Annotated in this window: 25 protein-coding genes and 1 pseudogene; 17 read left to right on the forward strand and 9 right to left on the reverse strand. The window is 71.4% G+C overall.

What is annotated here, in order from left to right; all coding sequences use genetic code 11:
- Positions 1 to 18 precede the first annotated feature (18 nt).
- On the reverse strand, positions 19 to 756 hold the full coding sequence (locus tag BJ961_RS17250; protein WP_381156074.1) for an HAD family hydrolase: 738 nt from the start codon (positions 754 to 756) through the stop codon (positions 19 to 21).
- A 524-nt stretch (positions 757 to 1,280) separates the two neighbouring features.
- Between BJ961_RS17250 and BJ961_RS17255 the strand changes: the two genes are divergently transcribed.
- From BJ961_RS17255 to BJ961_RS17285, 7 genes are all read left to right on the forward strand, one after another.
- Positions 1,281 to 1,955 carry a ScbR family autoregulator-binding transcription factor gene (locus tag BJ961_RS17255; protein ID WP_271413728.1) on the forward strand — a complete coding sequence of 225 codons (675 nt, stop codon included), beginning with the start codon at positions 1,281 to 1,283 and terminating at the stop codon, positions 1,953 to 1,955.
- A gap of 211 nt (positions 1,956 to 2,166) precedes the next feature.
- Entirely contained in the window at positions 2,167 to 3,192 is a 1,026-nt protein-coding gene (locus BJ961_RS17260) for a C40 family peptidase (protein ID WP_271413729.1), read from the forward strand.
- 329 nt (positions 3,193 to 3,521) lie between these two features.
- Complete coding sequence (gene dacB / locus BJ961_RS17265; RefSeq protein ID WP_271413730.1) at positions 3,522 to 4,877, forward strand: D-alanyl-D-alanine carboxypeptidase/D-alanyl-D-alanine endopeptidase; 1,356 nt, start codon at positions 3,522 to 3,524, stop codon at positions 4,875 to 4,877.
- 175 nt (positions 4,878 to 5,052) lie between these two features.
- The gene (locus BJ961_RS17270) at positions 5,053 to 5,823 is read left to right on the forward strand and encodes a GNAT family N-acetyltransferase (protein ID WP_381161098.1); all 771 of its coding nucleotides are present in this window, start codon (positions 5,053 to 5,055) and stop codon (positions 5,821 to 5,823) included.
- A gap of 82 nt (positions 5,824 to 5,905) precedes the next feature.
- Positions 5,906 to 6,286, forward strand: coding sequence for a VOC family protein (locus tag BJ961_RS17275; protein WP_271413732.1), 381 nt, complete (start codon positions 5,906 to 5,908; stop codon positions 6,284 to 6,286).
- Between the two features lie 185 nt (positions 6,287 to 6,471).
- Positions 6,472 to 7,011: an EF-hand domain-containing protein gene (locus BJ961_RS17280; RefSeq protein ID WP_271413733.1), complete on the forward strand. Its 540-nt coding sequence runs from the start codon at positions 6,472 to 6,474 to the stop codon at positions 7,009 to 7,011.
- A 200-nt stretch (positions 7,012 to 7,211) separates the two neighbouring features.
- Positions 7,212 to 7,874: a histidine phosphatase family protein gene (locus tag BJ961_RS17285; protein ID WP_271413734.1), complete on the forward strand. Its 663-nt coding sequence runs from the start codon at positions 7,212 to 7,214 to the stop codon at positions 7,872 to 7,874.
- Between the two features lie 73 nt (positions 7,875 to 7,947).
- On the opposite strand, the gene BJ961_RS17290 is transcribed toward BJ961_RS17285, so the two are convergent.
- Together BJ961_RS17290 and BJ961_RS17295 are read right to left on the reverse strand one after the other, a co-directional pair.
- Complete coding sequence (locus tag BJ961_RS17290; RefSeq protein ID WP_271413735.1) at positions 7,948 to 8,253, reverse strand: hypothetical protein; 306 nt, start codon at positions 8,251 to 8,253, stop codon at positions 7,948 to 7,950.
- 124 nt (positions 8,254 to 8,377) lie between these two features.
- A complete protein-coding gene (locus BJ961_RS17295) occupies positions 8,378 to 8,803 on the reverse strand; it encodes a MarR family winged helix-turn-helix transcriptional regulator (protein WP_271413736.1) in 426 nt (141 codons plus the stop codon).
- Between the two features lie 100 nt (positions 8,804 to 8,903).
- Here BJ961_RS17295 and BJ961_RS17300 point away from each other — a divergent pair, with 100 nt between their 5' ends.
- The 3 genes from BJ961_RS17300 (at position 8,904) to rox (ending at position 11,691) form a co-directional block, all read left to right on the forward strand.
- A complete protein-coding gene (locus tag BJ961_RS17300; RefSeq protein WP_271413737.1) occupies positions 8,904 to 9,545 on the forward strand; it encodes an MBL fold metallo-hydrolase in 642 nt (213 codons plus the stop codon).
- A gap of 117 nt (positions 9,546 to 9,662) precedes the next feature.
- Complete coding sequence (locus BJ961_RS17305) at positions 9,663 to 9,986, forward strand: hypothetical protein (protein WP_271413738.1); 324 nt, start codon at positions 9,663 to 9,665, stop codon at positions 9,984 to 9,986.
- 166 nt (positions 9,987 to 10,152) lie between these two features.
- The gene (rox, locus tag BJ961_RS17310; RefSeq protein WP_271413739.1) at positions 10,153 to 11,691 is read left to right on the forward strand and encodes a rifampin monooxygenase; all 1,539 of its coding nucleotides are present in this window, start codon (positions 10,153 to 10,155) and stop codon (positions 11,689 to 11,691) included.
- Between the two features lie 100 nt (positions 11,692 to 11,791).
- Here the strand turns inward: rox and BJ961_RS17315 are convergent, their stop codons facing one another.
- Positions 11,792 to 12,127, reverse strand: coding sequence for an ArsR/SmtB family transcription factor (locus BJ961_RS17315; RefSeq protein ID WP_271413740.1), 336 nt, complete (start codon positions 12,125 to 12,127; stop codon positions 11,792 to 11,794).
- An 84-nt stretch (positions 12,128 to 12,211) separates the two neighbouring features.
- Between BJ961_RS17315 and BJ961_RS17320 the strand changes: the two genes are divergently transcribed.
- Entirely contained in the window at positions 12,212 to 13,462 is a 1,251-nt protein-coding gene (locus BJ961_RS17320) for an MFS transporter (protein ID WP_271413741.1), read from the forward strand.
- A gap of 67 nt (positions 13,463 to 13,529) precedes the next feature.
- Here the strand turns inward: BJ961_RS17320 and BJ961_RS17325 are convergent, their stop codons facing one another.
- A complete protein-coding gene (locus BJ961_RS17325) occupies positions 13,530 to 14,393 on the reverse strand; it encodes a LysR family transcriptional regulator (protein ID WP_271413742.1) in 864 nt (287 codons plus the stop codon).
- A gap of 209 nt (positions 14,394 to 14,602) precedes the next feature.
- On the opposite strand from BJ961_RS17325, the gene BJ961_RS17330 reads away from it, so the two are divergent.
- The 3 genes and pseudogenes from BJ961_RS17330 to BJ961_RS17340 form a co-directional block, all read left to right on the forward strand.
- Positions 14,603 to 15,475, forward strand: coding sequence for an aldo/keto reductase family oxidoreductase (locus BJ961_RS17330; RefSeq protein ID WP_271413743.1), 873 nt, complete (start codon positions 14,603 to 14,605; stop codon positions 15,473 to 15,475).
- 86 nt (positions 15,476 to 15,561) lie between these two features.
- Entirely contained in the window at positions 15,562 to 15,723 is a 162-nt protein-coding gene (locus BJ961_RS17335) for a hypothetical protein (RefSeq protein ID WP_271413744.1), read from the forward strand.
- An 82-nt stretch (positions 15,724 to 15,805) separates the two neighbouring features.
- Positions 15,806 to 16,136: pseudogene (locus BJ961_RS17340) on the forward strand (MBL fold metallo-hydrolase); the annotation flags it as partial.
- A gap of 44 nt (positions 16,137 to 16,180) precedes the next feature.
- Here the strand turns inward: BJ961_RS17340 and BJ961_RS17345 are convergent.
- Positions 16,181 to 18,712, reverse strand: coding sequence for a DEAD/DEAH box helicase (locus BJ961_RS17345; RefSeq protein WP_271413745.1), 2,532 nt, complete (start codon positions 18,710 to 18,712; stop codon positions 16,181 to 16,183).
- Positions 18,713 to 18,749: 37 nt separating this feature from the next.
- Entirely contained in the window at positions 18,750 to 19,337 is a 588-nt protein-coding gene (locus BJ961_RS17350) for a TetR/AcrR family transcriptional regulator (protein WP_271413746.1), read from the reverse strand.
- A gap of 77 nt (positions 19,338 to 19,414) precedes the next feature.
- Here BJ961_RS17350 and BJ961_RS17355 point away from each other — a divergent pair, with 77 nt between their 5' ends.
- Both BJ961_RS17355 and BJ961_RS17360 read left to right on the forward strand, forming a co-directional pair.
- Positions 19,415 to 20,188, forward strand: a complete 774-nt coding sequence (locus tag BJ961_RS17355; RefSeq protein ID WP_271413747.1) for an oxidoreductase — start codon at positions 19,415 to 19,417, stop codon at positions 20,186 to 20,188.
- Between the two features lie 61 nt (positions 20,189 to 20,249).
- Positions 20,250 to 20,618 carry a VOC family protein gene (locus BJ961_RS17360; protein WP_271413748.1) on the forward strand — a complete coding sequence of 123 codons (369 nt, stop codon included), beginning with the start codon at positions 20,250 to 20,252 and terminating at the stop codon, positions 20,616 to 20,618.
- 28 nt (positions 20,619 to 20,646) lie between these two features.
- Here the strand turns inward: BJ961_RS17360 and BJ961_RS17365 are convergent, their stop codons facing one another.
- A complete protein-coding gene (locus tag BJ961_RS17365) occupies positions 20,647 to 21,048 on the reverse strand; it encodes an ankyrin repeat domain-containing protein (protein WP_271413749.1) in 402 nt (133 codons plus the stop codon).
- Between the two features lie 99 nt (positions 21,049 to 21,147).
- Positions 21,148 to 22,611, reverse strand: coding sequence for a catalase (locus BJ961_RS17370; RefSeq protein WP_271413750.1), 1,464 nt, complete (start codon positions 22,609 to 22,611; stop codon positions 21,148 to 21,150).
- A gap of 189 nt (positions 22,612 to 22,800) precedes the next feature.
- On the opposite strand from BJ961_RS17370, the gene BJ961_RS17375 reads away from it, so the two are divergent.
- The gene (locus BJ961_RS17375) at positions 22,801 to 23,214 is read left to right on the forward strand and encodes a Fur family transcriptional regulator (RefSeq protein ID WP_271413751.1); all 414 of its coding nucleotides are present in this window, start codon (positions 22,801 to 22,803) and stop codon (positions 23,212 to 23,214) included.

Here is a 23,214-nt window from a genome sequence, read left to right on the forward strand (position 1 = left end):
CGGTGTCGCGCCCGGTGCCTAGGACGGCATCCGTTCCCGCGCCCATGACAGCACCTCCTCGGAGTCCAGCCCGGTGATCCAGGTGTCCGCCCGGCCACTGTCGCCGTGGTGGGGCAGCGGCCCCACACCGAGCACCCGCAGGCCCGCGCGCCGGGCCGACTCGACCCCCGTGAGGGAGTCCTCGACGGCGAGGGCGGCCTGCGGCGGGACTCCGCACAGGCGTGCGGCCGTGCTGTAGACGTCCGGCCACGGCTTCGGCCGGACCACCGGCTCCTGCTCGCCGTCCGTCGCCGGTTCGGCCCCGGCGGGCTCTCCAGGTGACTCCGTGGGTACGACGACGTGCCGGAAGTACCGGCGCAGTCCGGCGCGGCCGAGACTCTCGTCCACGACCTCCAGGGGGCAGTTGCTGGCCACGGCCAGGGGGAGCCGGCGCGAGCACAGGCGTACGAACTCGGAGGCGCCCGGCATCGTCACCGGGTCTTCCGCGACGAGGGCCAGGAAGTGCCCGAGCAGGGCCGATGCGAGGTCCGCGGCCAGGTCCGGCTTGTTCGTCTCCTCGGCCATGAGGCGTCCGCAGTCGACGTAGTGCACCCCCTGGGCCCGTTCGGCGAACCCCGGCGGAGGCAGCAGTCCGAAGTCACGGAAGGACCTGCCGCGAGCCTCCTGCCAATGACGTTCGGTGTCCATCAGGGTCCCGTCGCAGTCGAACACGACGGCCTCGGGTGACCAGTTCGGCAGAAAACCTGACATAGGCATGACGGTGGCCTCCTGGGGGGCGGGCGATCACGCGGGTCGCGGAATCGCGGAGTGAGGTGATGCGGCCTCCCCTGACGGACATGAGGACCGCCACCGCTGCCCTCGCCGGTTCCACCGGCCAGGACGATTCGCAATTCGGGGTATCAGCCGCAAAAGGAAAACATTGCGACCGCTACGTTATTTCTGATCCGAAACGCGGCGCAATCACTACTTCGAGTGCTCGACCGCTGAGCGTTCAGGGTGTAACGGCCGGCGAGAGGCAATCGCCGGACGGAGCTGATGCTCCGTCACTGCAACTGCCGGTAACACGAGTTGGGCCCCGGCGTGAGGCCCTTGTCGCCCGGTCCTGAGTGACGGCGCCGAGCGCCGATCGGCCGGGAGCGGTGCCCAGAACGGCCACAAGCCACTCGCGCGCGTGCATATTCGAAAGAAATGTTCAATGACCGCGCGCAGTTGACGTCTGATTGCTCCAGGCGTACGCGGGCGCATTACATTGTCCGTCGTCCATTCCACCCCGAGCCGAGGTGCACGAGAACTTGCAGGAACGGGCCAGAGCAACCCGCAGATCACTTCTCGAGGCGGCAGCCTGCCTCTTCGCCCAGCACGGATACGTGGGGACCAGCGTCAACGACATAAGCGCCCGGTCCGGACGGACCAGCGGCTCCGTCTACTTCCACTACACCAGCAAGGAGGGCATCGCCCTCGCCGTCGTCCGGGACGGTTTCGCCACCTGGCCCGGCCTCGCCACACGGTACGACGACCGAACCGTGCCGCCCCTCGAGCGCCTCGTCTCGCTGAGCTACGAGATCGCCCGCGCCCTGTCCGAGGACCCCCTGACCCGCGCGGGCGCGCGTCTGTGGGCCGAACGCGGCACCATCAACGTGCACATCCCCGACCCCTTCGTCCTCTGGACGGCCGCCGCGACGCGACTGCTCGCCCAGGCCCGGAGCAGCGGTCACCTGGCCGCCCACATCCGCCCGGCTCCCACCGCCCGCACCCTGGTCCGCGCCTTCTTCGGCTTCTGCGCCCTCACCGAGGCGCTCGAGGGGCCGCACGCCCTCACCGGCCGCCTCTCCGACTGGTGGCACCTGACCCTGCCCTCCCTCCAGCCGGCCCCCCACCCGGTGCGCATCCCGGTGCAGCCGGCAGCCGCCCCGAGCTGCGCCGAACACCCCTCCGGGAGCAGGCCGTCGCCGTGACGACCGGTCAGTGTGCCTTTGGCGCGATCCAGTTGATTCGTCAATGTGCGCATACTGTGCAGCTTTTGTCTGATCAGGATTTGAGCCGATCACAAGATGGTCACTAGGGTCTGCCTGGCACCCCACTCGGGGATCACCCGCAGGGGGTGACGGTGGAGGCGCACCGCCCGTCGTGACCGGCAGGCGGCTGGAGGAGAAGAGGACTGCCCACGTGGCCTCTCACCGTCGGCCCAAGCAGCCCGGCCGTGCCCGTGTGACCGTGATCACCGCGACCGCCGCCGCAGCCGTGGCGTTGACGTCCCAGGCGGCCCAGGCCGCCCCCAAGCCGAGCAAGGACGAGGTCAAGTCCAAGGTCGACAAGCTCTACGAGGAGGCGGAGAGGGCCACCGACAAGTACAACGGGGCCAAGGAGAAGCAGGAGAAGCTCGAGGGTCAGATCGACGACCTCCAGGACGAGGTCGCCCGTGGCCAGGCCGACCTCAACGCACTGCGTGACAGCCTCGGTTCGCTCGCCAGTGCCCAGTACCGCTCCGGCGGCATCGATCCCTCCCTGCAGCTTTTCCTCTCCTCCGACCCGGACAACTACCTCGACAAGGCCTCCGCCCTGGACCAGCTCAGCGGCCAGCAGGTCGAGACGCTGAAGACGATCCAGCAGAAGCAGCGCACCCTCGCGCAGCAGCGCGAGGAGGCCTCCGGCAAGCTCACCGACCTCGCGGACACCCGCACCGAGCTGAAGGACAAGAAGGAGAAGGTCCAAGGCAAGCTCGCGCAGGCGCAGAAGCTGCTCAACACGCTGACGGCGCAGGAGCGCCAGGAACTCGCCGAGAAGGATCAGCGGGCCAGCCGTTCGGCCAGTGACCGCGTCGAGCTCGGCAACGAGGCCCCCGCGTCCCAGCGAGGCTCCGCCGCCCTGGCCGCGGCGGCCACCCAGATCGGCAAGCCCTACGTCTCCGGCGGCACCGGCCCCAGTTCCTACGACTGCTCGGGCCTGACCCAGTGGGCCTACGCCCAGGCCGGCGTCCAGCTCACCCGGACGACCTACACCCAGCAGAACGACGGCACCAAGATAGGCAGGAGCCAGCTGGCGCCCGGCGATCTCGTCTTCTTCAACAGCCTCGGCCACGTGGGCCTCTACGCGGGCAACGGTCAGGTGCTCCACGCTCCGTACCCCGGCACCTCGGTGCGCTACGAGTCGATGAGCACCATCGGCTCCTTCCAGTTCGGCGTCCGCGTCTGACCCGTCCCTCGCCCGCTGTACCGCCACCGATCCGGTGGCGGGACAGCGGGCGAGGCGTCGCGGCTACTCCGCGGTTCCCGCCACGTGCGTGAAAGGGCAGTCCGCCTGCCCGTACGGCACCGAAGCGACCCTTGTGGGAAGGCATTCGAAAGCCTCGAAAGTCCCTGTGCGAAGGGCCATCCAGGCAACGCCCTCACGAGACGGTCATAAACAGCCGCGAGATATTCACACCCGGTCATTGTTCGTCCCAGTCACTCACATGACGGCTGGTAACGTGCCCGCCGTTCCACCCCCACAGAACGAAGTACCCGATCCTTGGAATCCACTTTATGACTGGTACGCCAGACGAAACCCCCACGAACACCTTCGCCCCGGGCGGACGCCGTCGGCACCGCAAGGCAAGAGTGAGCCGCATCGGTGCGCGACGAGCCGTCGTGCTCGCGATGGCCGTGCCGGTGGCCTCCGCCACGCTGGCCGGCACCTCGGCGTTCGCCGCCGACGACAGCGCCGCGAAGCCCCAGGGCATCTCGGTCGACGACCTCGCGGCCGACGACGCGCAGTTGGTCAAGAACCTGAACGAGCGCCTCGCCGACGAGCGCCTGGGCTCCGACGTCAGCGGCGTGGTCCTCGACGCCGACTCGGACACCGCCCTGTGGGACCACAACGGCTCCACCGCCCTCATGCCGGCCTCGAACGCCAAGCTCGCCACGGCGACCACCGCGCTGACGCTGCTGGGCGCGAACCACGAGTTCACCACGAAGGTCGTGTACGGCGAGGGCACCCTGACCCTCGTCGGCGGCGGTGACCGCACCCTCACCAGCGACGACGTGGCCGAGCTGGCCAAGACCGCCGCCGACGGGCTCAAGGCGGCGGGCCGGACCGACGTCAAGGTCCGGGTGGACGACAGCCTCTTCGCCGAACCCGGTCTCGCCAAGGGCTGGAACGAGGGCTACTACCCCACCGAGGTGACGCCGGTCCGCTCACTCGTCGTCGACGGCGCCGCGGTCGACGACACGTCGATCAACGCCGGCAACGTCTTCGCCGAGAAGCTCGCCGCGCAGGGCATCGCCGTCGACGGCGACGTCAGCCGCGCGACGACGAAGCAGTCCGACGTACCGGTGGCGCAGCACAAGTCGGCGCCGCTGTCGGACATCGTCAAGCAGATGCTCAAGACGAGCGACAACAACATCGCCGAGACCCTGCTGCGGATGTCCGCCGCAGAGCTGGGGAAGCCGGCCACCTTCGAAGGCGGCACCGCACTCGTCCGCCAGGTGCTGAGCTCGTACGGGATCTCCCTCGACAACTTCGAGATGTACGACGGCAGCGGCCTCTCCCGTGCCGACCGTATCCCGGCCGCGACGCTCGCCCAGCTCCTCGACGCGATCACCGAGTCCCCCGCCCTGGGCTCCATCCTGGAGGGGCTGCCGATCGCTGGTGAGGCCGGTGCCAGCCTCGGCCCGGAGTGGGGACGCTTCGACGACCCCAACTCCGAGTGCGCCGTCGGCAAGGTGCACGCGAAGACCGGCACCCTCACCGGTGCCATCGCCCTCAGCGGTGTCACACAGACCGAGGACGGCGACTGGAGGATCTTCTCCTTCATCGAGAACAACTCGACGGCCGATCCGAGCGACATCAAGGACGCCATGGACGGCCTCGCCGCGACGGTGAACGGCTGCTGGGCCTGACCGGTCACCGCCGCTGACACCTCGCACATCACGGTGCGTCTGCGCGCCGCCCACCGGCGGCGCGCAGACGCGTGAACCTTCCGCCCCCTCCCCTCGTTCAACCCTGCGACAGCATTCCGCGCAGGCGACTGTTCGAGGAGTTTCGGTGAAGGATCCGGCGGACTCGGTGGAATCGATGGAGCAGCTCGCCACGGTCTGGCGGGCCGTGGTCCTCGACCGTGATCCGGGGGCAGACGTACGTGACCTTCCGGGCATCGCCGTCCGCTGGGCGGACTGCCGGTTCGCCTTCTGGAACTGCGTCACGCTGACCGACGTCAAGGCCGAAGCGCCGCTCGTGGAGCGGCGTCTGGCGCAGGCCGCGGACATCATGCGCGCCAAGCGGCATCCCGGCTTCCTCTGGCTCTTCGAGGACCTCCTGGACGCCGGGGCGCGATCGGCCCTGGACGACGCGGCCGGGCGAGCGGGCCTCCAACTCGCCTTCCCCGGCACCGGTATGGCCGGGAACGTACTGCCCCTGCCGCGTCCCGTCCACCCCGACCTGACCTTCGCGCGCGTCAGGTCGGACGACGAGCTGACCGCCTACGCCGACCTCAACTCACGCGCCTACGGCTTCGGCCTCGACGAAGGCCGCGACGGGCTCGCCGGATCCGCACTCTGGAGACAGGAGGCGTACGCGTACCTCGGGCTGCGTGAGGGCGTCCCGGTGACGTGTGCCGCGGCGGTGCCGGCCGACGGCCGTCTCTTCGTCGCGCTCGTCGCCACCGCCCCCGAGTGGCAGCGCCGGGGCTACGGCGAAGCCGTCACGAGGAAGGCGCTGCACGAGGGCGCGCGGGCCACGGGTCTGACCCGCGCCACCCTGCACGCCACGGAGGCCGGGGCACCCGTGTACCCGCGCATCGGACTCCGCCCGAACTCACCGATCCGCTTCTACGGGTTGCGGGACTGACGACCGCTCACAGCGGAAGCCGGTGGGACATCGGATCTCGAGCCGCTGTTGAGGGCGACGTCGTCGAGAGGGACAATCTGCCATGCACCGAAGCCGCGTGTACGCCGTGATCATCGATGTCCCCGAGTCGACAGCCGCCCGGGCGGCGGAGTTCTGGGCGGCAGCCCTGGGAGCCACCGCCGCCCCCTTCCCGCCGGCACCGCACTTCACCACGCTCCACGGAGCACTTCCGGGTCTGATCACCGCCGTCCAGGCGGTCGACGACGCCCCTCGCACGCACCTGGACTTCGAGACCGACAACGTGGCGGCGGAGACGGCCCGCTTGACCGCCCTGGGCGCTCAGGAGATCGCGCACTGGCAGGAGTGCCGCGTGCTGCGGGCCCCCGGAGGTCACGTGCTGTGCGTCCTGCCGGTGGAGAGCGACGCCGAGACGTTCCGGACACAGGCCACGGTCTGGCCCTGACCGGAAGTGGCGGTTTCCAGGAGGGCGGTACTTCATGCGCGGTCGCGCGGATTCCGTCCGTTCGTGTGGACGGGCTCGGCTTTCCGCCCGGAACCGCGGAAACGGGCCGATAGTGGGCTCGGCGCCGGTCATGAGCCCGGCGTGCTCCGACGGCAGTACTCCACCCGGAAAGTTCGAGGTGCCCCATGACGCCCACCAAAGAGGCGACGGACCGCGTCCAGTTGGTCTTCACCCTGTTCGACGCCGATGGCAACGGCTACCTGGAGTCCGCGGACTTCGCCCTGATGAGCGACCGCGTCGTGGCGGCCGTGCCGTCGGCCGGCGACGCCGTCAAGGAGCGGCTCGCCGCATCGTTCCGCCGGTACGGGGACACGCTCCTGACCGAACTGGACGCCAACGGCGACGGACGGATCAGCCCCGAGGAGTTCGCCTCCGTCGTCCTCAACCCGCAGCGCTTCGACGCCGCCGTGGACGAGTTCGCCGAGGCACTCGCCGCGATGGGCGACCCGGAAGGCGACGGGCTCGTCGCCCGCCCCGAGTTCGTCGCGCTGATGATCGCCATCGGCTTCGAGCGACGCAACATCGGGGCGCTGTTCGACGCCTTCGGGCCGGACGAGGCCGACCGTATCGGCGTGGCCACCTGGGCGGACGGCATCCGGGACTACTACCGGCCCGAGAAGTCCGGCATCGCGGGCGACCACCTGACCGCGGGCGTGTCCGGGTGAGCAAAGGCGGCGAACGATCGGGCGCCGGCCGAGAACGCATCGTCGCGGACCGGACCGTCGTCATCACGTGACGCCACCCGTCCGGCACCAGGGCCCGGGGCCGCCGTGCCTCGGGCCCGAACCCCGGACGGAACCGGTGGGCGGCGACGGAGCGTGGCAGAGTGGAGATGCCCCGTTGTCCCCGAGAAGGGCCCCTTCGTATGCGTCTCCTGCTCATCCGGCACGGCCAGACTCCGTCCAACCTCAAGCACCTCCTGGACACGGCGGAGCCCGGCCCCGGACTGACCGCCCTCGGCCAGGAGCAGGCAGCGGCCCTGCCCGCCGCACTGGAGTCGGAGAAGATCGACGCGCTGTACGCGTCGACGCTCGTACGCACCCAGCTGACCGCCGCACCGTTGGCCGCCGCGACCGGGCTGGAGGTCCGGATCCGGGCCGGGATCCGGGAGCTGACCGCGGGCGATCTGGAGATGCGCGGCGACGACGAGGCGGCCCACACCTACCTGCACACCGCTTTCGCCTGGTCCGCAGGGGACGTGCGGCTCCGCATGCCCGGGGGTGAGAACGGCGAGGAGGCACTCGGGCGGTTCGACGCCGTTGTCGCCGAGGCGCACGGCAGCGGTGCGCAGACGGTGGCGATGATCAGCCACGGTGCCGCGATCCGCATGTGGGTGGCGGCGCGGGCCGACAATGTGGACGTCGCCCATGCCGCGCAGCACGCCCTGGCGAACACCGGGATCGTCGTCCTCACGGGTTCGCCCGAGGGGGGATGGCGAACACTGCTGTGGGAGGGCGAATCCCTGGGACCCGTGCCCGGCACTCCGGGACCGGACGACCCCACCGGCGCCGCCATCCCCACGCCCTGACACGGCCGGTCGGCCGGGCAGGGATCAAGCGTCGCGCACCCGGGCCTGCGGCACGGCACCGTCCGCCCCCGGCTCAGTGCCCCTGCGCGGCGAACTGCGTCAGCTGGTCCTTGACCCAGGGGTCGTACACCGCGAGCCGCTGAGCGGCGGCGGGGTCGAACTGCCGCAGCTGGTCCAGGACCCACGGGTCGACGCGCCGGTGCGAGGCGGGGCTGTGCGCCTGCGGTGCGGAGGTCGTCACGGTGGCGGGCCGGTCGGTGTGCCCGCCGGGCTGCTGAGGGGAGGCCGCCATCGCGGGGCCGCCGCCGACCAGAAGGGCGCCTCCGACGGCCGCGGCGACCATGCCGGTGATCCTGAGGTGTCGCATCGGCTTGTTCACGGTCTCTCTCCAGCTTCACACGACGACAGATACAGAAGCGGAATCAAATGATCCGGTAGCTCCGCTTACCCGGCACGACGCGCGCTACACGGACCCGGCGGCGGGCCGGGACCGGTCGGCCGGGTCAGCCCCGGGTGAGGCGTGCCGTCAGGCGGGCCAGCAGGGTGACGGACTCGCTCAGCCGCCGCTTCTCCTCGGCGTCGAAGGTCTCGCGGATGGCCGCGCCGAGCACGCCCGCGCGGCCGGTGCGTTCGCGCTGGAGGCGGGCGCGACCGGCGTCGGTGAGGTGCAGCAGGAGTTTGCGGCCGTCCTCGGGGTGCTGTTCACCGCGGACCAGGCCCTCCGCGGTGAGGTCCTTGACCGACTTGGCCGCCGACTGGTGGGTGACCCCGCGCAGGCGGGCGACGTCGGCCGTGGTCAGCGGGCCGCCGCGGTCGAGGAATCCGAGGACGGCGGCCTCGCCGGGAGGCATGGTGTCCACCGTTCGTACCGCCCGGACCAGCTCACCGAGCGAGTGCCGCAGTTCCTCGGCCAGCGCGTCTTCGTCCATGGGGGCATCCTATCCGGGCTCACGGAGTCGAGTTGTACAGTTAAGTTGTACAAACAGATTTCAGGCAGGCTTCGAGTGGAGTCGGAAGGACGTGTCGTTCATGGAACTCACCAAGTTCGGTCATGCGTGTGTGCGGCTGGAGAAGGACGGGCGTCGCCTGGTCATCGACCCCGGCGGTCTGAGCGATCCGGGGGCGCTGGAGGGCGCCGACGCCGTACTCGTCACGCACGAGCACTTCGACCACTTCTCGGAGGAGGTGCTGCGCCGGGCGGCCGCGGCGAGCCCGGGTCTTCGGATCTGGACCAACTCCTCGGTCGCGAAGCGACTGGACGGTCTCGGGACACGGGTCGCCGCCGTCGGGGACGGGGACGACTTCACCGTCGCGGGCTTCGACGTCCGGGTCCACGGGACCTGGCACGCGGTCATCCACCCGGACGTCCCGCGCATCTCCAACATCGGATTCCAGGTGGACGGAACCCTCTTCCACCCCGGCGACGCCCTGACCGTCCCCGACGGCCCGGTCGGCACACTGCTGCTGCCCGTACACGCCCCCTGGTCCACCGTCGGAAACCTGATCGACTACGTGCGCGAGGTCGCCCCCCACGACGCCTACGCCGTGCACGACGGCGCCCTCAACGACGTCGGCACCGCGATGGTCGAGGGCTTCCTCGGTGAGCGGGGCCCCGGGGTTCCGGCCCGCTACCACCGGCTGGCCCCGGGCACGAGCGTCCGGATCGGCTGAGGCCGGCCACCGGTCCGCCCGCTCACGCGCCCGGGCATGAGGCCCGGGGAGAGGCCGGACAGAGGCCGCGGAAGAACGCCGTGACGCCGTCGGCGAGCAGTCGGACAGGCGGTCGGGGTGTCGGCACGGACCGTCCGGTGCTACTTCGCCACCGGGGAGAGCCGTGTACGGCCGTTGCTGTCGACGGGCGTCGACGCGATCGCCGAAACCCCGAGGCACTGGGACCCCGACCGTCCCCTGCCGGACGCCTTCGACCACCTGTGGGCCACCGACGCCGCCCTTCCCGGCCCCGACGTCGGCGCCCTCCTGCGCCTGGCCAGGACCGAAGCGGGCCTGCGTGCGGTCTGGCTGCAGACCCACGACGAGGCCGAACCCGTCTTCGCCCGCGCCCTCGACGAGTGGGCCCGGCTGCCCGCCGACGAAACGCGGTGGACGGGGTGACGCGCGGGCTTGTAGCTTGCGGTGGAAGATCGTGACGCCGCCCGAGGAGGTGAGACCCGTGAACGCAGTATCGACGTGGGTGCTCCCCCTTTCCGTCACGGTCGGCGACTGACGTAGGTCTCGCCGGGAGCGCCTCCATCCAAGGCACTCCCGGAAGGCCACACCCATGGACTCCTCGCAGCCCATCGCCGAGCCGTCGTCGCAGGACACGGCCGAGCACCACGCCCTCGCGGGCGACACCCCCCGACGGTCGCAGGGCCCCGCCGCCGACCGCACACCCGCCTTCGACGTGATCGTCGCCGGGTGCGGACCCACCGGCGCGACGCTGGCCGCCGAACTGCGGCTGCACGGTGTGCGGGTACTCGTCCTGGAGAAGGACACCGAGCCCGCGTCCTTCGTCCGCATCGTCGCCCTGCACATGCGCAGCCTCGAACTGATGGCGATGCGCGGACTGCTGGACCGCCTGCGCGAACACGGAAGGCAGCGCCCCGCGGGTGGGCTCTTCGCCGCCATCGCCGCACCCGTTCCCCAGGGCCTGGACTCCGCGCACGCCTACCTGCTGGGCATCCAGCAGCCGGTCGTCGTCCGCCTGCTGGAAGAACACGCGGCCCAACTGGGCGCGCGGATCCGGCGTGGTTGCGCCGTGGCCGGTCTCGAACAGGACGACGAGGGGGTGACCGTCGAGCTGGCCGACGGCGAACGGCTGCGTACGCGCTACCTCGTCGGCTGCGACGGCGGACACAGCACGGTGCGCGAACTGCTCGGCGTCGGCTTCCCCGGCGAACCCGCGCGCACCGAGACGCTGATGGGCGAGATGCACGTGGGCGTGGAGCACGAGGAGATCGCCGCCAAGCTGGCCGAAGTCGGCGCGGCCGCCAGGAGAATCCAACTCAGGCCCTTCGGCGCGGGGGCGTACCGCGTCGTGGTCCCCGCCGCCGGAGTCGGTGACCGCGCGGAACCGCCCACCCTCGACGACTTCAGGAAACAACTGCGCGCCCTGGCCGGAACCGATTTCGGCGTGCACTCCCCACGCTGGCTGTCCCGCTTCGGGGACGCCACCCGGCTCGCGGAACGGTACCGGGTCGGACGGGTGCTGTTGGCCGGCGACGCGGCACACATCCATCCGCCCACCGGCGGACAGGGCCTCAACCTGGGTGTCCAGGACGCGTTCAACCTCGGCTGGAAGCTGGCCGCGCGGATCCGCGGCTGGGCGCCGGAATCCCTGCTGGACACCTACCATGCCGAACGCCATCCGGTCGCCGAGGACGTACTGGACAACACCCGCGCCCAGATGGAACTGCACTCGACCGAGCCGGGCCCCCGAGCCGTGCGCAGACTGCTCACCGAACTGATGGACCTCAACGAGGTGAACCGCCGCCTCACGGAGAAGATCACCGCGATCGGCATCCGGTACGACTTCGGCGAAGGCCCCGACCTGCTCGGCCGCCGCCTGCCCGACATCGACCTGGCACAGGGCCGCCTGTACGGACTGCTGCACCGCGGCCGCGGCCTGCTCCTCGACCGCACCGCACACCTGACCGTGGGCGGCTGGGCGGGCCGGGTCGACCACCTCGCGGACCCCACCGCGGCACTGGACGTTCCCTGCGTCCTGCTGCGCCCCGACGGCCACGTCGCCTGGATCGGCGACGACCAGAGCGACCTTGACGACCACCTCTCCCGCTGGTTCGGCGAACCCGCCGACTGATCGCGGGAGCGGAGGACGGACAGGCCCCGACGAGCGGTCGGGGCCGCGACCGGGGCCGGGGCGGTGCGGTCGCGCCCCGGCCGCCCTCGCCGAGCACGCGTCAGCCGGAGCGCCCTTCCCGCTCCAGGGCGTCCGTCAGCGACTCCAGCAGGCCCGGCACCGAATCCTCCAGGTCGGCGCCGCGCAGCCGGTGGCCGCGAGAGGTGCCGACCATGACCGGATGGAGGATGCCCGCCTCCACGAGGATCTTGAAATGGTGGGTCGCGGTGGACTTGCTCAGGCCCTCGTACAGGTCCGAGCAGGCCGCTTCGGCGGGGGAGAGCACCGTCAGACGTCGGACCATCTCCAGGCGTACGGGGTCGGCGAGGGCACGCAGCAGCTTCTGGACGTGGCCGACGGGCGGCAACTGGTCCGACGGGATCTCCCAGGACGGCATGACGCGACTCCAAGTTTGACGCTCATCGTACTTCTCCCTAGCATCCCTGAAGTACGACCTTCATCAAACTTACCAGGAGCCCTCGTGCGGTCCCCTCTCTCTGCCCGCCGTCCACAGCCATGGAGCTACGCCACACTCCTCGCCCTCCTCATTCTGGGGCAGGCGACCTCCGCCATTCCGTCTCCGCTCTACTCCCTGTACGCCGAGAAGTGGGACTACCCGCCCTTCCTGACCACGGTCGTCTTCGCCGCGTACGGGGCCGTGGCGGTGATCGCGATCCTCGTCTCCGGGCCCCTGTCGGACCGTTACGGCCGTCGGCCCGTGCTCCTCGTCGCCGTCCTGCTGCTCCTGGCCGGGCTCGCCGTCTTCACCTTCGCCGCGGGGCCGGGTTACCTCGTCGTGGCACGGATGCTCAACGGACTGGGGATCGGCGCCATCGTCGTCGTGGGCGGGGCCGCCCTGCTGGACGTGAGCCCGGAGCGGGCCGCGCGGAGCGGCACGTTCACCGCCATCGCGTTCAACGTGGGCATCGCCGTAGCCGCGCTGGGCACCGCGACCCTGGCCCAGACCGGATTCCACCCCCTTCTCGTGCCCTACCTCGCCGACGGACTCGTCGCCGTCGCCCTGCTCGTCCTCCTCGCGGTGATGCGGGAGCCGCACCCGTCGGTCGGTGCCGCGCCCCTGGGCATCCCGCGTCCGCAGGTCCCCAAGGAGATCCGCCAACGCTTCACCTTCGCCGTGATCGGAGCCGGTGCCGCCTGGGCCGTGCTCGGCGTCTGCTTCTCGCTGGAGCCCGCGATCGCCTCCCGTGCCGCGCACATCGACGGACCGCTCTTCGGCGGCGTGATCATCGCCGCCGTCACCCTCACCGCGGCCGTCGCGCAGGTGATCGGCGGCCGCTACCCCGCACGCACGGTCGCGCTCGTCGGCGACACGGCCCTCGCCGCCCTCATGCTGGCCGGCGTGGCGGGCTTCGCCACCGGCAACGCCGTCGTCATCACCGTCACCGTCGCCCTCCAGGGCGGCGCGTACGGACTCGCCTTCGGCGGCTCGCTGCGCCACCTGACCGCGCACATCCCCGCCGAGCGCCGCGGAGCCGTCATGTCCGCGTTCTACCTGCTCGCCTACGGCGCGCTCATCACGCCGACCCTGCTCGTCGGCCTCGGCGCGACCGTGTGGAGCGACACCGCGATCTTCCCCGTTTTCTCCGTCCTCGCGGCGCTTCTCTGCCTGACCGCCGTGGTCGTCGAACGGCGGCAGGGACGTCGGGAAGCGCACGGCGGGGCGACGCTGTCGTCGGGCCCGGAGGCGCGAGCGGTGAGCCGCACCGACTGAGCGGTGGGCCGGCCCGCGGCCGGGGCGGTGTGCCGCGACGCCCCGGAACGCCCCCCGGCGGGGACGCTCACAGCCGGGTCGCCGTGCGGACGAGTCCGGCGAGCGCGGGGGAGCGGCTGTGAGCCGGCCAGGCGAGGTGGGTGACGACGGGAGGCGCGTCGGTCAGGGGGACGGCGGCGTGCTCCGCCCACAGCCAGGCACGGGCCGAGTCCGGGTAGACCGCCACCGTACGGCCGAGGGCGATCAACTGGGCCAACTGGGTCTGATCGTGGATCTCCGGCCCCGGGCCGGGCGGGTACGTGCCGTGGCGGGCCCAGCGGGCGAGCGGAAGACCGGGGACGTCCTCGATGTCGGCCACCGAGAGGGTCCTGCGGGCGGCGAGGGGGTGACCGGCGGGCAGGACGGCGATCTGCCCCTCGGTCATCAGCTCCTCGCTGTCGAACCCGGCGAGGGAGTTGAACGGAGCGTGCATCAGCGCCGCGTCAGCACGGCCGTCGCGCAGCATCTCCTCCTGGTCACAGGTGCCACTCGGCAGCACCTCGACGTCGGCGCCGTCCGTTTCGGCCGCACAGGCGTCGAGGAGCTTGTGCAGCAGTTCGTGGGACGCGCCGGCCTTCACCGCCAGCACCAGGTGGTCGCGGCGGCCACCCGGCCGATCCGCACCACCGGCACGCCGGGTGCGACGAGCGGCGGCGATGGTCGCGTCCAGGGCGGCGCGGCCCTCGTGGAGCAGCATCTCCCCGGCGACGGTCAGCGAGACGCTCCGGCGGTCGCGGTCCAACAGGCGGACACCGAGGCGCCGTTCCAGCTGCTGGACCGCCCGGGACAGCGGAGGCTGGGCGATGCCGAGGCGCTCGGCGGCACGGCCGAAGTGCAGCTCCTCGGCGACGGCGAGGAAGTACCTCAGCTCGCGGATCTCCAAGGTGTCCATGGCCAGAGCGTAACTCGGTGATACCTGCCGGGTATGACAGGGCACCGCATCGGTATTGGCCGCGCCGCCGGCCGACGGGCGAACATCGACGGCATGAGCGGAACGGAGTCCGCGCCGCCGACCCCGGCGAACAAGGGGCCCCCGGCGAACGGCGGACCAGACGACGAGCAACCCTCTGTGATTCGACCCAGCAGGAAAGACACCACGGCATGAACACAACTCCCGCGTCACTGCCCGGCGGAACCTGGACCCTGGGCGACATGACCGTCGCCCGTTTCGGCTACGGCGCCATGCAACTCGCCGGTCCCGGGGTCATGGGCCCGCCCGCCGACCACGACGGCGCGCTCGCCGTCCTGCGCGAGGCCGCCGCTCTCGGCATCAACCACATCGACACCGCCGGCGCGTACGGGCCGCGGGTCACCAACCGGCTGATCCGCGAGGCGCTGCACCCCCGTCCCGGAACGCTGCGCATCGTGACCAAGGTCGGCGCGGTCCGTGACGAGCAGGGCGGGTGGCCCCCCGCCCGGCGCCCCGACGACCTGCGCCGTGCCGTCCACGAGAACCTCGAGGACCTCGGCCTCGACGTGCTCGACGTGGTCAACCTCCGGCTCGGCGACGCTCAGGGACCCCGGCCCGAGTCTCTCGCCGAGCCTTTCGAGACCCTCGTCGAGCTCCAGCGCCAGGGCCTGATCCGGCACCTCGGGGTGAGCAACGTGCTGCCGGAACAGGTGGCGGAGGCGCAGTCGATCGCGCCGATCGTGTGCGTGCAGAACATGTACAACCTCGCGCACCGCCAGGACGACGAACTGATCGACGACCTGGCCGCCGAGGGAGTCGCCTACGTCCCCTTCTTCCCGCTCGGCGGGTTCACTCCGCTCCAGTCCACCGCGCTCTCGGCCGTGGCCTCCCGGCTGGAAGCGAGCCCGATGGCGGTCGCCCTGTCCTGGCTGCTGCGGCGCTCGCCGAACATCCTCCTGATCCCCGGCACCTCGTCGGTGGCCCACCTGCGCGAGAACGTCGCAGGCGCGGGACTTCCGCTCTCCGAGAGGGACCTCGCGGAACTGGACGGGATCGGCCGGTAGCAGGACGCGGCACCTGGCCACAATAGGGGCCGGGGCCGGACCGCCGGGCGGGCCCTCGTGGTGGTGACGAACAGAGAGGCGAGTGCGTGACACGGCATCAGGAGAGTACGCAGGAGCAGGTGGCGACGAGGGCGCCGCGAGGGCGGACCCGGTGGTGGGTGGTCGCCTCGATACTCGGCGCTCCCGCGCTGGCGGTGGTCGGATTCGTGGCACTCCTCGCGACGTGGGTGCTGTTCGGCGACGGCTGAGAGGGCATAGCGCCGCGGTCGGAGCTGCTTCCGCGAGGTTCTCGGGACAGCTCCGGCCGCCGCCCCCCCTTCTTCCCGGACCGTGGGCGGCGTCACCGTCCACCGCGTCGACGAGACTCCTCCGCCGTCCGGGACCGGACCGTGGCCGCTGCCCGGCGCCACCCCCGGCCTCGTGACCGCCGAGGACCGGTCGCACCCCCACTTCGCCGACGCCGAGGGCATCCTCCGCGTCGACAGCCACAGCTTCGCCCTCACCCTCGACGGCCTGCGCGTCCTGGTCGACACCGGCGTCGGCAACGGCAAGGAACGGCTGGAACACACGGGAAGCCGAAGGCGAGTGGGTCCCCACCTTCCCCCACGCCCGCTACCTCGCGTCCCGTACCGAGCGAGAGTTCTGGGCCGGGTACGCCATGTCGGCGCCTGCGTCGACACCGACCGGCCATGTCGTCACCCGACCCTACGTCCAGCGCATGCCGAGGGCGGAGAGCCGCTCGATCCGCTCCGGGGACAGCGCCGCGGCCCGCGAGCGTTGGTTGCCGATCCACGCGCCCAGGTTGACCCCGCGCTCCTCCGGGCCCTCGCCGACGGCGATCCGCTCCACGTGCTTCCTCGGCACCCGAAGGTGCCCCTCACGCTCGAAGAACTGCCGGGCGGCCTCGTAGTTCATCGCCCACTTGTCCGCCTGCGTACGACGAGGGGCCGGCTTCTCGTCCTCGGCGGCGGGCGCGATCCCGAGGACCTGTTCGCACATCCACTGCTGCACGGTGGTGAGACGGTCCCAACCGAGCTGGACCGACCGGACCCACCGGCCGAGATCCTCACCCTGGCGCACGACCGCACCCGGCTCCACCGGCAGCGCCCCGCCGGTCTCCAGGTGCCCGCGGACGAGGTGGAACGCGCGCTGCCACTCCACCGGCCAGGCCGGGCACCAGGCGGGGTCGATGTCCGCCAGCCGCTCGCGCCGCTCCTCGGACAGCCCCCCGGCCGCCGACCGCACCGGCAGTCCCTCGGCCCGCAGCTGCCCGGCCTCCGGCGTCCTGCGGGCGGCGGCCCGCTGGTTCTTCAGCCAGACACCCACCCGGTGGCCCTGGTGGGTGGCGTCCAGTGGCGCGAGCAGGTGCCCGTTCGCCTCGGCCCAGCCACGGGCCGCCGCGAGACCCTCCTCCCACGCGACGTCGAAGTGGGACCAGACCATGCCGAACGCCTCCAACCGCTCGACGCGGTCCGCGTCCATGCCGCCGCGGGCGTGGAAACGCCGGGCGTCGGCGATCCACTGCCCCAGCGGGAAGCCGGCGAGCGAGGCCGGCCACGCAGCGCTCTCGTCGGCCTCCCCGGCCTCCGCCGTCTCGACCGCCGGGCCGCCCCCGACGGCGGGCACGCGGTAGGTGAACGGCACCTTCAGGTCACCGTGGAGCCGGCTGTAGAGGCCGGCGGCCTCGACGCCGCGTCGCCAGTGGGCGTGCTCCGGGTTCAGCACGCGCAGGCTGATGAACGCGGCCAGCTGCCTGGGATCACGGGGAGTGGAGAACTTCAACAACTCCCGTGCCGGCACCGACAGCCCGTCGCCCCGGCCGTCCTCACCGTCCACCCCGTTACGGCTCTGCACCCCCCGGACGTCGCTCCGCGCCTGCTGTTCGGCGAGCTGCTCGACGACTCGGGCGTCGTGCGCCCGCAGCGCCTCCAGGAGCTTCGCCAACCCGCCGTACGCGCGGCTGGTGAGCATGTTGTCGGCCGTCTCGCCGGGCCCGAGCAGAACCGGCACGACCAGGGAGGCGACTTTGCCCTCGCCGGGCCGCACCCGCAGCGCCCGGCCGACGGCCTGGACGAGGTCCGGCATGGAGCCGCGTACGTCGGCGAAGTAGACGGAGTCGCAGCTCCTGATGTCGACGCCCTCGCCCAGGACCTTCACCGAGCCCAGGAAGCCCTTCTCCATGGCGGTGCCGTCCGTGGCGATCCCGGCCGCGAACGCGTCGAGAACCCGCCGCCGGTGGCCCGGCCGGTGCTCGCCGCACAGCCAGTCGGCCCAGACGGTCCTCGGGTACAGCTCCGGATCAACGCTGTGCAGCCGCGCGGCGACGCCGGGAAGACCGGCCGCGAACGCCTCGGCCTCCTTGACGACGTGATGGAAGACCAACGTGCGCCGGAACCCCTCCTGCGAGGACGCCTTCACCAGGGCGGTCTGCAGCGCGGCGAGCCGGGCCCCGCGCACCTCGTCCGAGCGGTCCTCGGCACCCGCGAGCTGCCTGGCCCGGAGCTGAGCGTCGGTGATGTCCACGCACACCACCCGGTACGGCGCGCAGATCCCCCGGTCGATCGCCTCCGACAGCGTCAGCGTGTGGCAGCGGGCGCCGAACGGCCCGTCCGGATCGTCCTCCATGGACGCGACCAGCCCACCCGGTGCGCCCTCGGCGTCCTCGCCCAGCTGCCACAGGCGGGGGGTGGCCGTCATGTACAGGCGGCGCAGGGACGGGATGCGGGTGTTGTCGTGGACGACCGCCCAGGGCTTGCCCAGCCGTCCCGACGTCCGGTGCGCCTCGTCGACCACGATCAGGTCCCACCCAGGGAGGCCGGCCCGGTGCGCGCGCTCCAGCGTGCCCAGCCCGAGGGAGGCGTAGGTGGCGAACACGGTGATCCTGCGGAACGGCCGCACCCAGTCGACCAGTTCCCCCGCGTCCGTGGTGTTGGGGAAGGCCGCGTCCTCGCCGCGCAGGGACGAGACTCCGATCACGGGGCCGGTGCGGCCGCCCGCACGCCACCCGGCCGCGGTCTGGGTGAGCAGGTCGAGCGAGGGGACGAGCACCAGCACCCGGCCGGCCCGCAGCTCCTCCGCGGCGCGCACGGCGACGAGGGTCTTGCCGGTTCCGGTCGCCATGACGGCCTGTGTCCGCAGACCCCGCTCGGGGACCGTCGACCGGGGAGGCAGATCGAGCGCTCGCAGCACCGCGTCCACCGCTTCGCGCTGGTGCGGGCGGAGCTTGTGCGCTGCCATGGTGATCGGACTCCCTTCCGTACGCGGTGGGAGTCTCTCACGTGGCCGCCGGCCGGACCGGCCCGCCGAAGCGCAGGCCGTCGAAGAGGATCGCCGTGATGTGCGCGGCCTCGTCGCGCCACCCCTCGGTGGGGCGCATCGCGCAGATGCCTCCCAGCGCGCGCAGCAGGGTGCGTCCGCCGACGTCGTGACGGAGGGTGCCGGCCGCGGTCCCCGCGTCGAGGAGCCGGTCGAGTGCCTTCTCCATCTGCGTGCGGGCGTCGTCGAAGACCGGTGAATCCGTCGCCATGATGCTCTCCAGCGCCACGGCCATCCCCTTGCCCACGGCCGCGTGCTCCACGAGCAGCAGCAGGAAGCGACGCAGCGCCTCGTCCGGGGCGTGCCGGTCGAGCAGTTCCCCCGGGGCGGCGCACAGTTCGTCGACCTCCTGGCGGTAGACGGCCTCCACGAGGGCCTCACGGGTGTCGAAGTGGCGGTAGAGCGTTCCGACCGCCACCCCGGCCTGCCGGGCGATCTCCTTCACGTGGGCGTCGGCGTCCCCGGTGAGGAACGCCTCCCGCGCCGCGGTGAGGAGTGCCTCGCGGTTGCCCCGCGCATCGGAGCGCAGCGGACGTGATGACGGCAAGGGGGGCCTCCCTATGGTGAACCAGGTTCAGGTTAGAGTATCCGGAGTCAGGTTCACTTTACTGGAGAGGTACTCCCATGACAGTCGTGGAAGAAGGGCTCAACGGCCTGCGCGTGCTGGTCACCGGTGGCAGCCGCGGGCTCGGCGAGGCAACCGCCCGCCGGTTCGCCGCCGCGGGCGCGACGGTGCTGACGGCCTCGCGCAGCGCGCCCCCGCAGGACCTGCCGGCCACGTACATCCCCGCGGACCTCGCCACCGAGCAAGGCGTGGCGGAACTCGGCCGACGCGTCCTCGACAGCGTCGGCGGGGTGGACGTCCTGGTCGACAACGCGGGTGCCGCGAGCGCCCCGGCGCCGACCCTGCGGCGGTCGGACGAGTCGTGGCGCGCGGACCTGGCGATGAACCTGCTCAGTGCCGTCCGGTTGGACCGGGTCCTGGTGCCCGGGATGGTCGAGCGGGGTTCCGGGGTGGTCGTGCACGTCTCGTCGATCGCGAGCCGCCTGCCGCAGCGCACCGAGGCGTCCTACGCCGCGGCCAAGGCGGCGCTCAACGCCTACAGCCGCGAGCTGGCGACCGAGGTGGGCGAGCACGGAGTGCGCGTGGTGTGCGTCCTGCCGGGCTTCGTGGCCACCGAGGGTGCCGTCCGGCATCTTCAGACGATGGCCGACCAGCAGGGCACCGGGCTGGAGCAGGTCCAACAGCAGATCGCGGACCATCTGAACGTGCCGATGGGCCGGCCCGGCGATCCCGAGGACGTGGCGGAGATGATCGCGTTCCTCGCGTCCGGGCGCGGGAAGTGGCTGACGGGAGCCGAGTTCCGGGTCGACGGCGGCATCATCCCGGTCGTGTGAGCCCCGCCCGGACAGCGAACGACGAACGACGAACAACCAACATCGAACATCGGAGACGACCATGAACATCAGCCTCGGCGCCGTGATCATCGACGCGGCCGAACCGGAACCCGAAAGTGCCTTCTGGCACCGGATGCTGGGCGGCTCGGTCACGAGGACCGAGACCCATCACTTCCTCCGGGCGGACGGCTTCCCGGTGATCGTCGTCCAGCGGGCGCCCGAGCAGCTGCCGCCGACATGGCCGGCGGGCGGCGCGCAGCAGATGCACGTCGATCTGACGACGGACGACCTCGCGGCGGCGGACGCGACGGCGCTCGCGGCCGGCGCACGCCGGCTCGATCCCACCGAGGACGTCGACCCCGCGGTACGGAAGGGCGGCAGGGTCTACGCCAGCCCCGCCGGCCACCCGTTCTGCCTGCGGTCGGCCTGAGCGTGGGCACCGCTCGCGTGCGTGGCGATCACTGCGCGGACGCGAGCAGGTGCTCCCGGCCGAACATGGAAGCGGCTGCCCGCGCGGTCGGCGTACCGGAGTCCAGGTCCGCGCCGGCCCGGCGCAGCACGGTCACCACGTCGTCCGCGCCCTTGAACAGGGCGCCGGCGATGGGGGACTGGTCCCGGTCGTTGCGGAGGTCCGGGTCGGCGCCGTGCCGGAGCAGGGCCCGCACGGTGTCGGCGTGAGCGTGGTACGCGGCGAGCATGAGCAGGGTGTTGCCCGCCGGGTCGCGTACGTCCACGGGCAGCCCGTGCGCCAGGAACTCCGCCAGCTGTTCGGTGCTGCCCTCCCGGGCCAGATCCATGGCGATGGCCACGACGCGCTCCGTCTGCTCGGGAGTCAGCCCACCACTGCTGTGCATGTCCATGAAGTCTCTCCGTGGCGGCACGCCCGCGCCGGCGTGGGCACATCACGTGTGCCCACGCCGGCGCGGTACGGGCGAACCGCGTCTCGCTGACCGGCCGGGTCAGAGGTTGCCGGCCGCCAGGGCCTCGATCGCCTTGCGGACGCCCGCACCGTAGGCCGGGTCGGCCTGGGTGCAGTTGTGGATGTGCCGCTCGATGGTCTGCTCCGAGGCACCGTTGATCGCGCGCGCCGTGTTCTCGAAGAGAACCTGCTGCTGCTCGGAGCTCATCTGCCGGAACAGGTTGCCGGGCTGCTCGAAGTAGTTGTCGTCGTCCTCGCGGTAGTTGAACCGGTCGGCGACGGCACCCACGGCCTGGCTCGGCTCGCGGTAGGCGGGCTGCTCCTGCCAGCGTCCGTAGGAGTTGGGCTCGATGCCCGGGGTGGCTCCCTGGTTGCCGTCGACGCGCATGCCGCCGTCGCGGTGGTAGGAGTTCACCGGGTTCCTCGGGGCGTTGACCGGGATCTGGTGGTGGTTGACGCCGAGGCGGTAGCGCTGGGCGTCACCGTAGGAGAAGAGCCGGCCCTGCAGCATCCTGTCGGGGGAGAAGCTGATGCCCGGGACCACGTTGGCCGGGCTGAAGGCGGCCTGCTCGACGTCCGCGAAGTAGTTGTCGGGGTTGCGGTTGAGCTCCCACTCGCCGACCTCGATCAGCGGGTAGTCCTTCTTCGACCAGACCTTCGTGAGGTCGAAGGGGTGGAAGCGGTAGTTCTCCGCGTCGGCCTCCGGCATGACCTGGATGAACAGCTTCCACTTCGGGAAGTCGCCGTCCTCGATCGCGTTGAAGAGGTCGCCCTGGTGGGACTCGCGGTCCTTGCCGACGAGGGCCTCGGCCTCGGCGTCGGTGAGGTTCTTGATGCCCTGCTGGGTGCGGTGGTGGAACTTGACCCAGAACCGCTCGCCCTCGGCGTTGATCAGGCTGTAGGTGTGCGAGCCGAAGCCGTGCATGTGCCGGTACGAGGCCGGGATGCCGCGCTCCGACATCACGATCGTGACCTGGTGCAGCGCCTCGGGGAGGTTGGTCCAGAAGTCCCAGTTGTTCTCCGGGCTGCGCATGTTGGTGCGCGGGTCGCGCTTCACCGCGTGGTTGAGGTCCGGGAACTTCAGCGGGTCGCGGAAGAAGAACACGGGGGTGTTGTTGCCGACGAGGTCCCAGTTGCCCTCCTCGGTGTAGAACTTGACGGCGAAACCGCGGATGTCGCGTTCGGCGTCGGCGGCGCCGCGCTCACCCGCGACCGTGGAGAACCGGGTGAACAGAGGAGTCTTCTTGCCGATCTCGGAGAAGATCTTCGCGCTCGTGTAGCGCGTGATGTCGTGAGTGACCGTGAAGGTGCCGAACGCGCCGGAGCCCTTGGCGTGCATCCGGCGCTCCGGGATGACCTCGCGGTCGAAGTGGGCGAGCTTCTCCAGGAACCACACGTCCTGCAGCAGCATCGGTCCGCGCGGGCCGGACGTCAGGGAGTTCTGGTTGTCCGGAACCGGTGCACCGGCAACCGTGGTCAGCGGCTTCTGGTTGTTCTCAGGCAAGGCTTGCTCCTCGGTGTGGTTCTTCGCATGCGCTCAGGGCCTGACGGTCCCGGCCGGCCGACAGCCCGGGGCGAAGCCGCCCCGCGCGTGTTCCGGCACCACCCTACATTGGACTCGATCTAAGGCAAGGTGCCATCTAGAGCGATATCCGCTCTTGAACTGACGTCGAAGACTGTTAAGGTGCTGCGCATGAGTGATCTCCTGGGGCGGCTTCGCGAACGCGGCTGGCGCCTGACCGCGCAGCGGCGCGTGGTCGCCGAGGTCCTCGACGGGGACCACGTCCACCTGACCGCCGACGAGGTGCACGCCCGAGCGGCGCAGCGGCTGCCCGAGATCTCCCGGGCGACGGTGTACAACACGCTGCGTGAACTGGTGCACCGCGGCGAGGTCCTCGAGGTGTCGACCGACGGCCGCGCCAAGCGCTACGACCCGAACGCGCACCGCCCCCATCATCACCTGCTCTGCGCGCGCTGCGGCTCGATCCGCGACGTGCACCCGACGGGCGACCCGCTCTCGGACCTCCCGCCCTCCCAGTCATTCGGCTTCACGGTCTCCGAGGTCGAAGTGACGTACCGCGGCATCTGCCCGGACTGCGCCGCCTGA

It is taken from the genome of Streptomyces lienomycini (assembly GCF_027947595.1).
GTDB lineage: Bacteria > Actinomycetota > Actinomycetes > Streptomycetales > Streptomycetaceae > Streptomyces > Streptomyces lienomycini.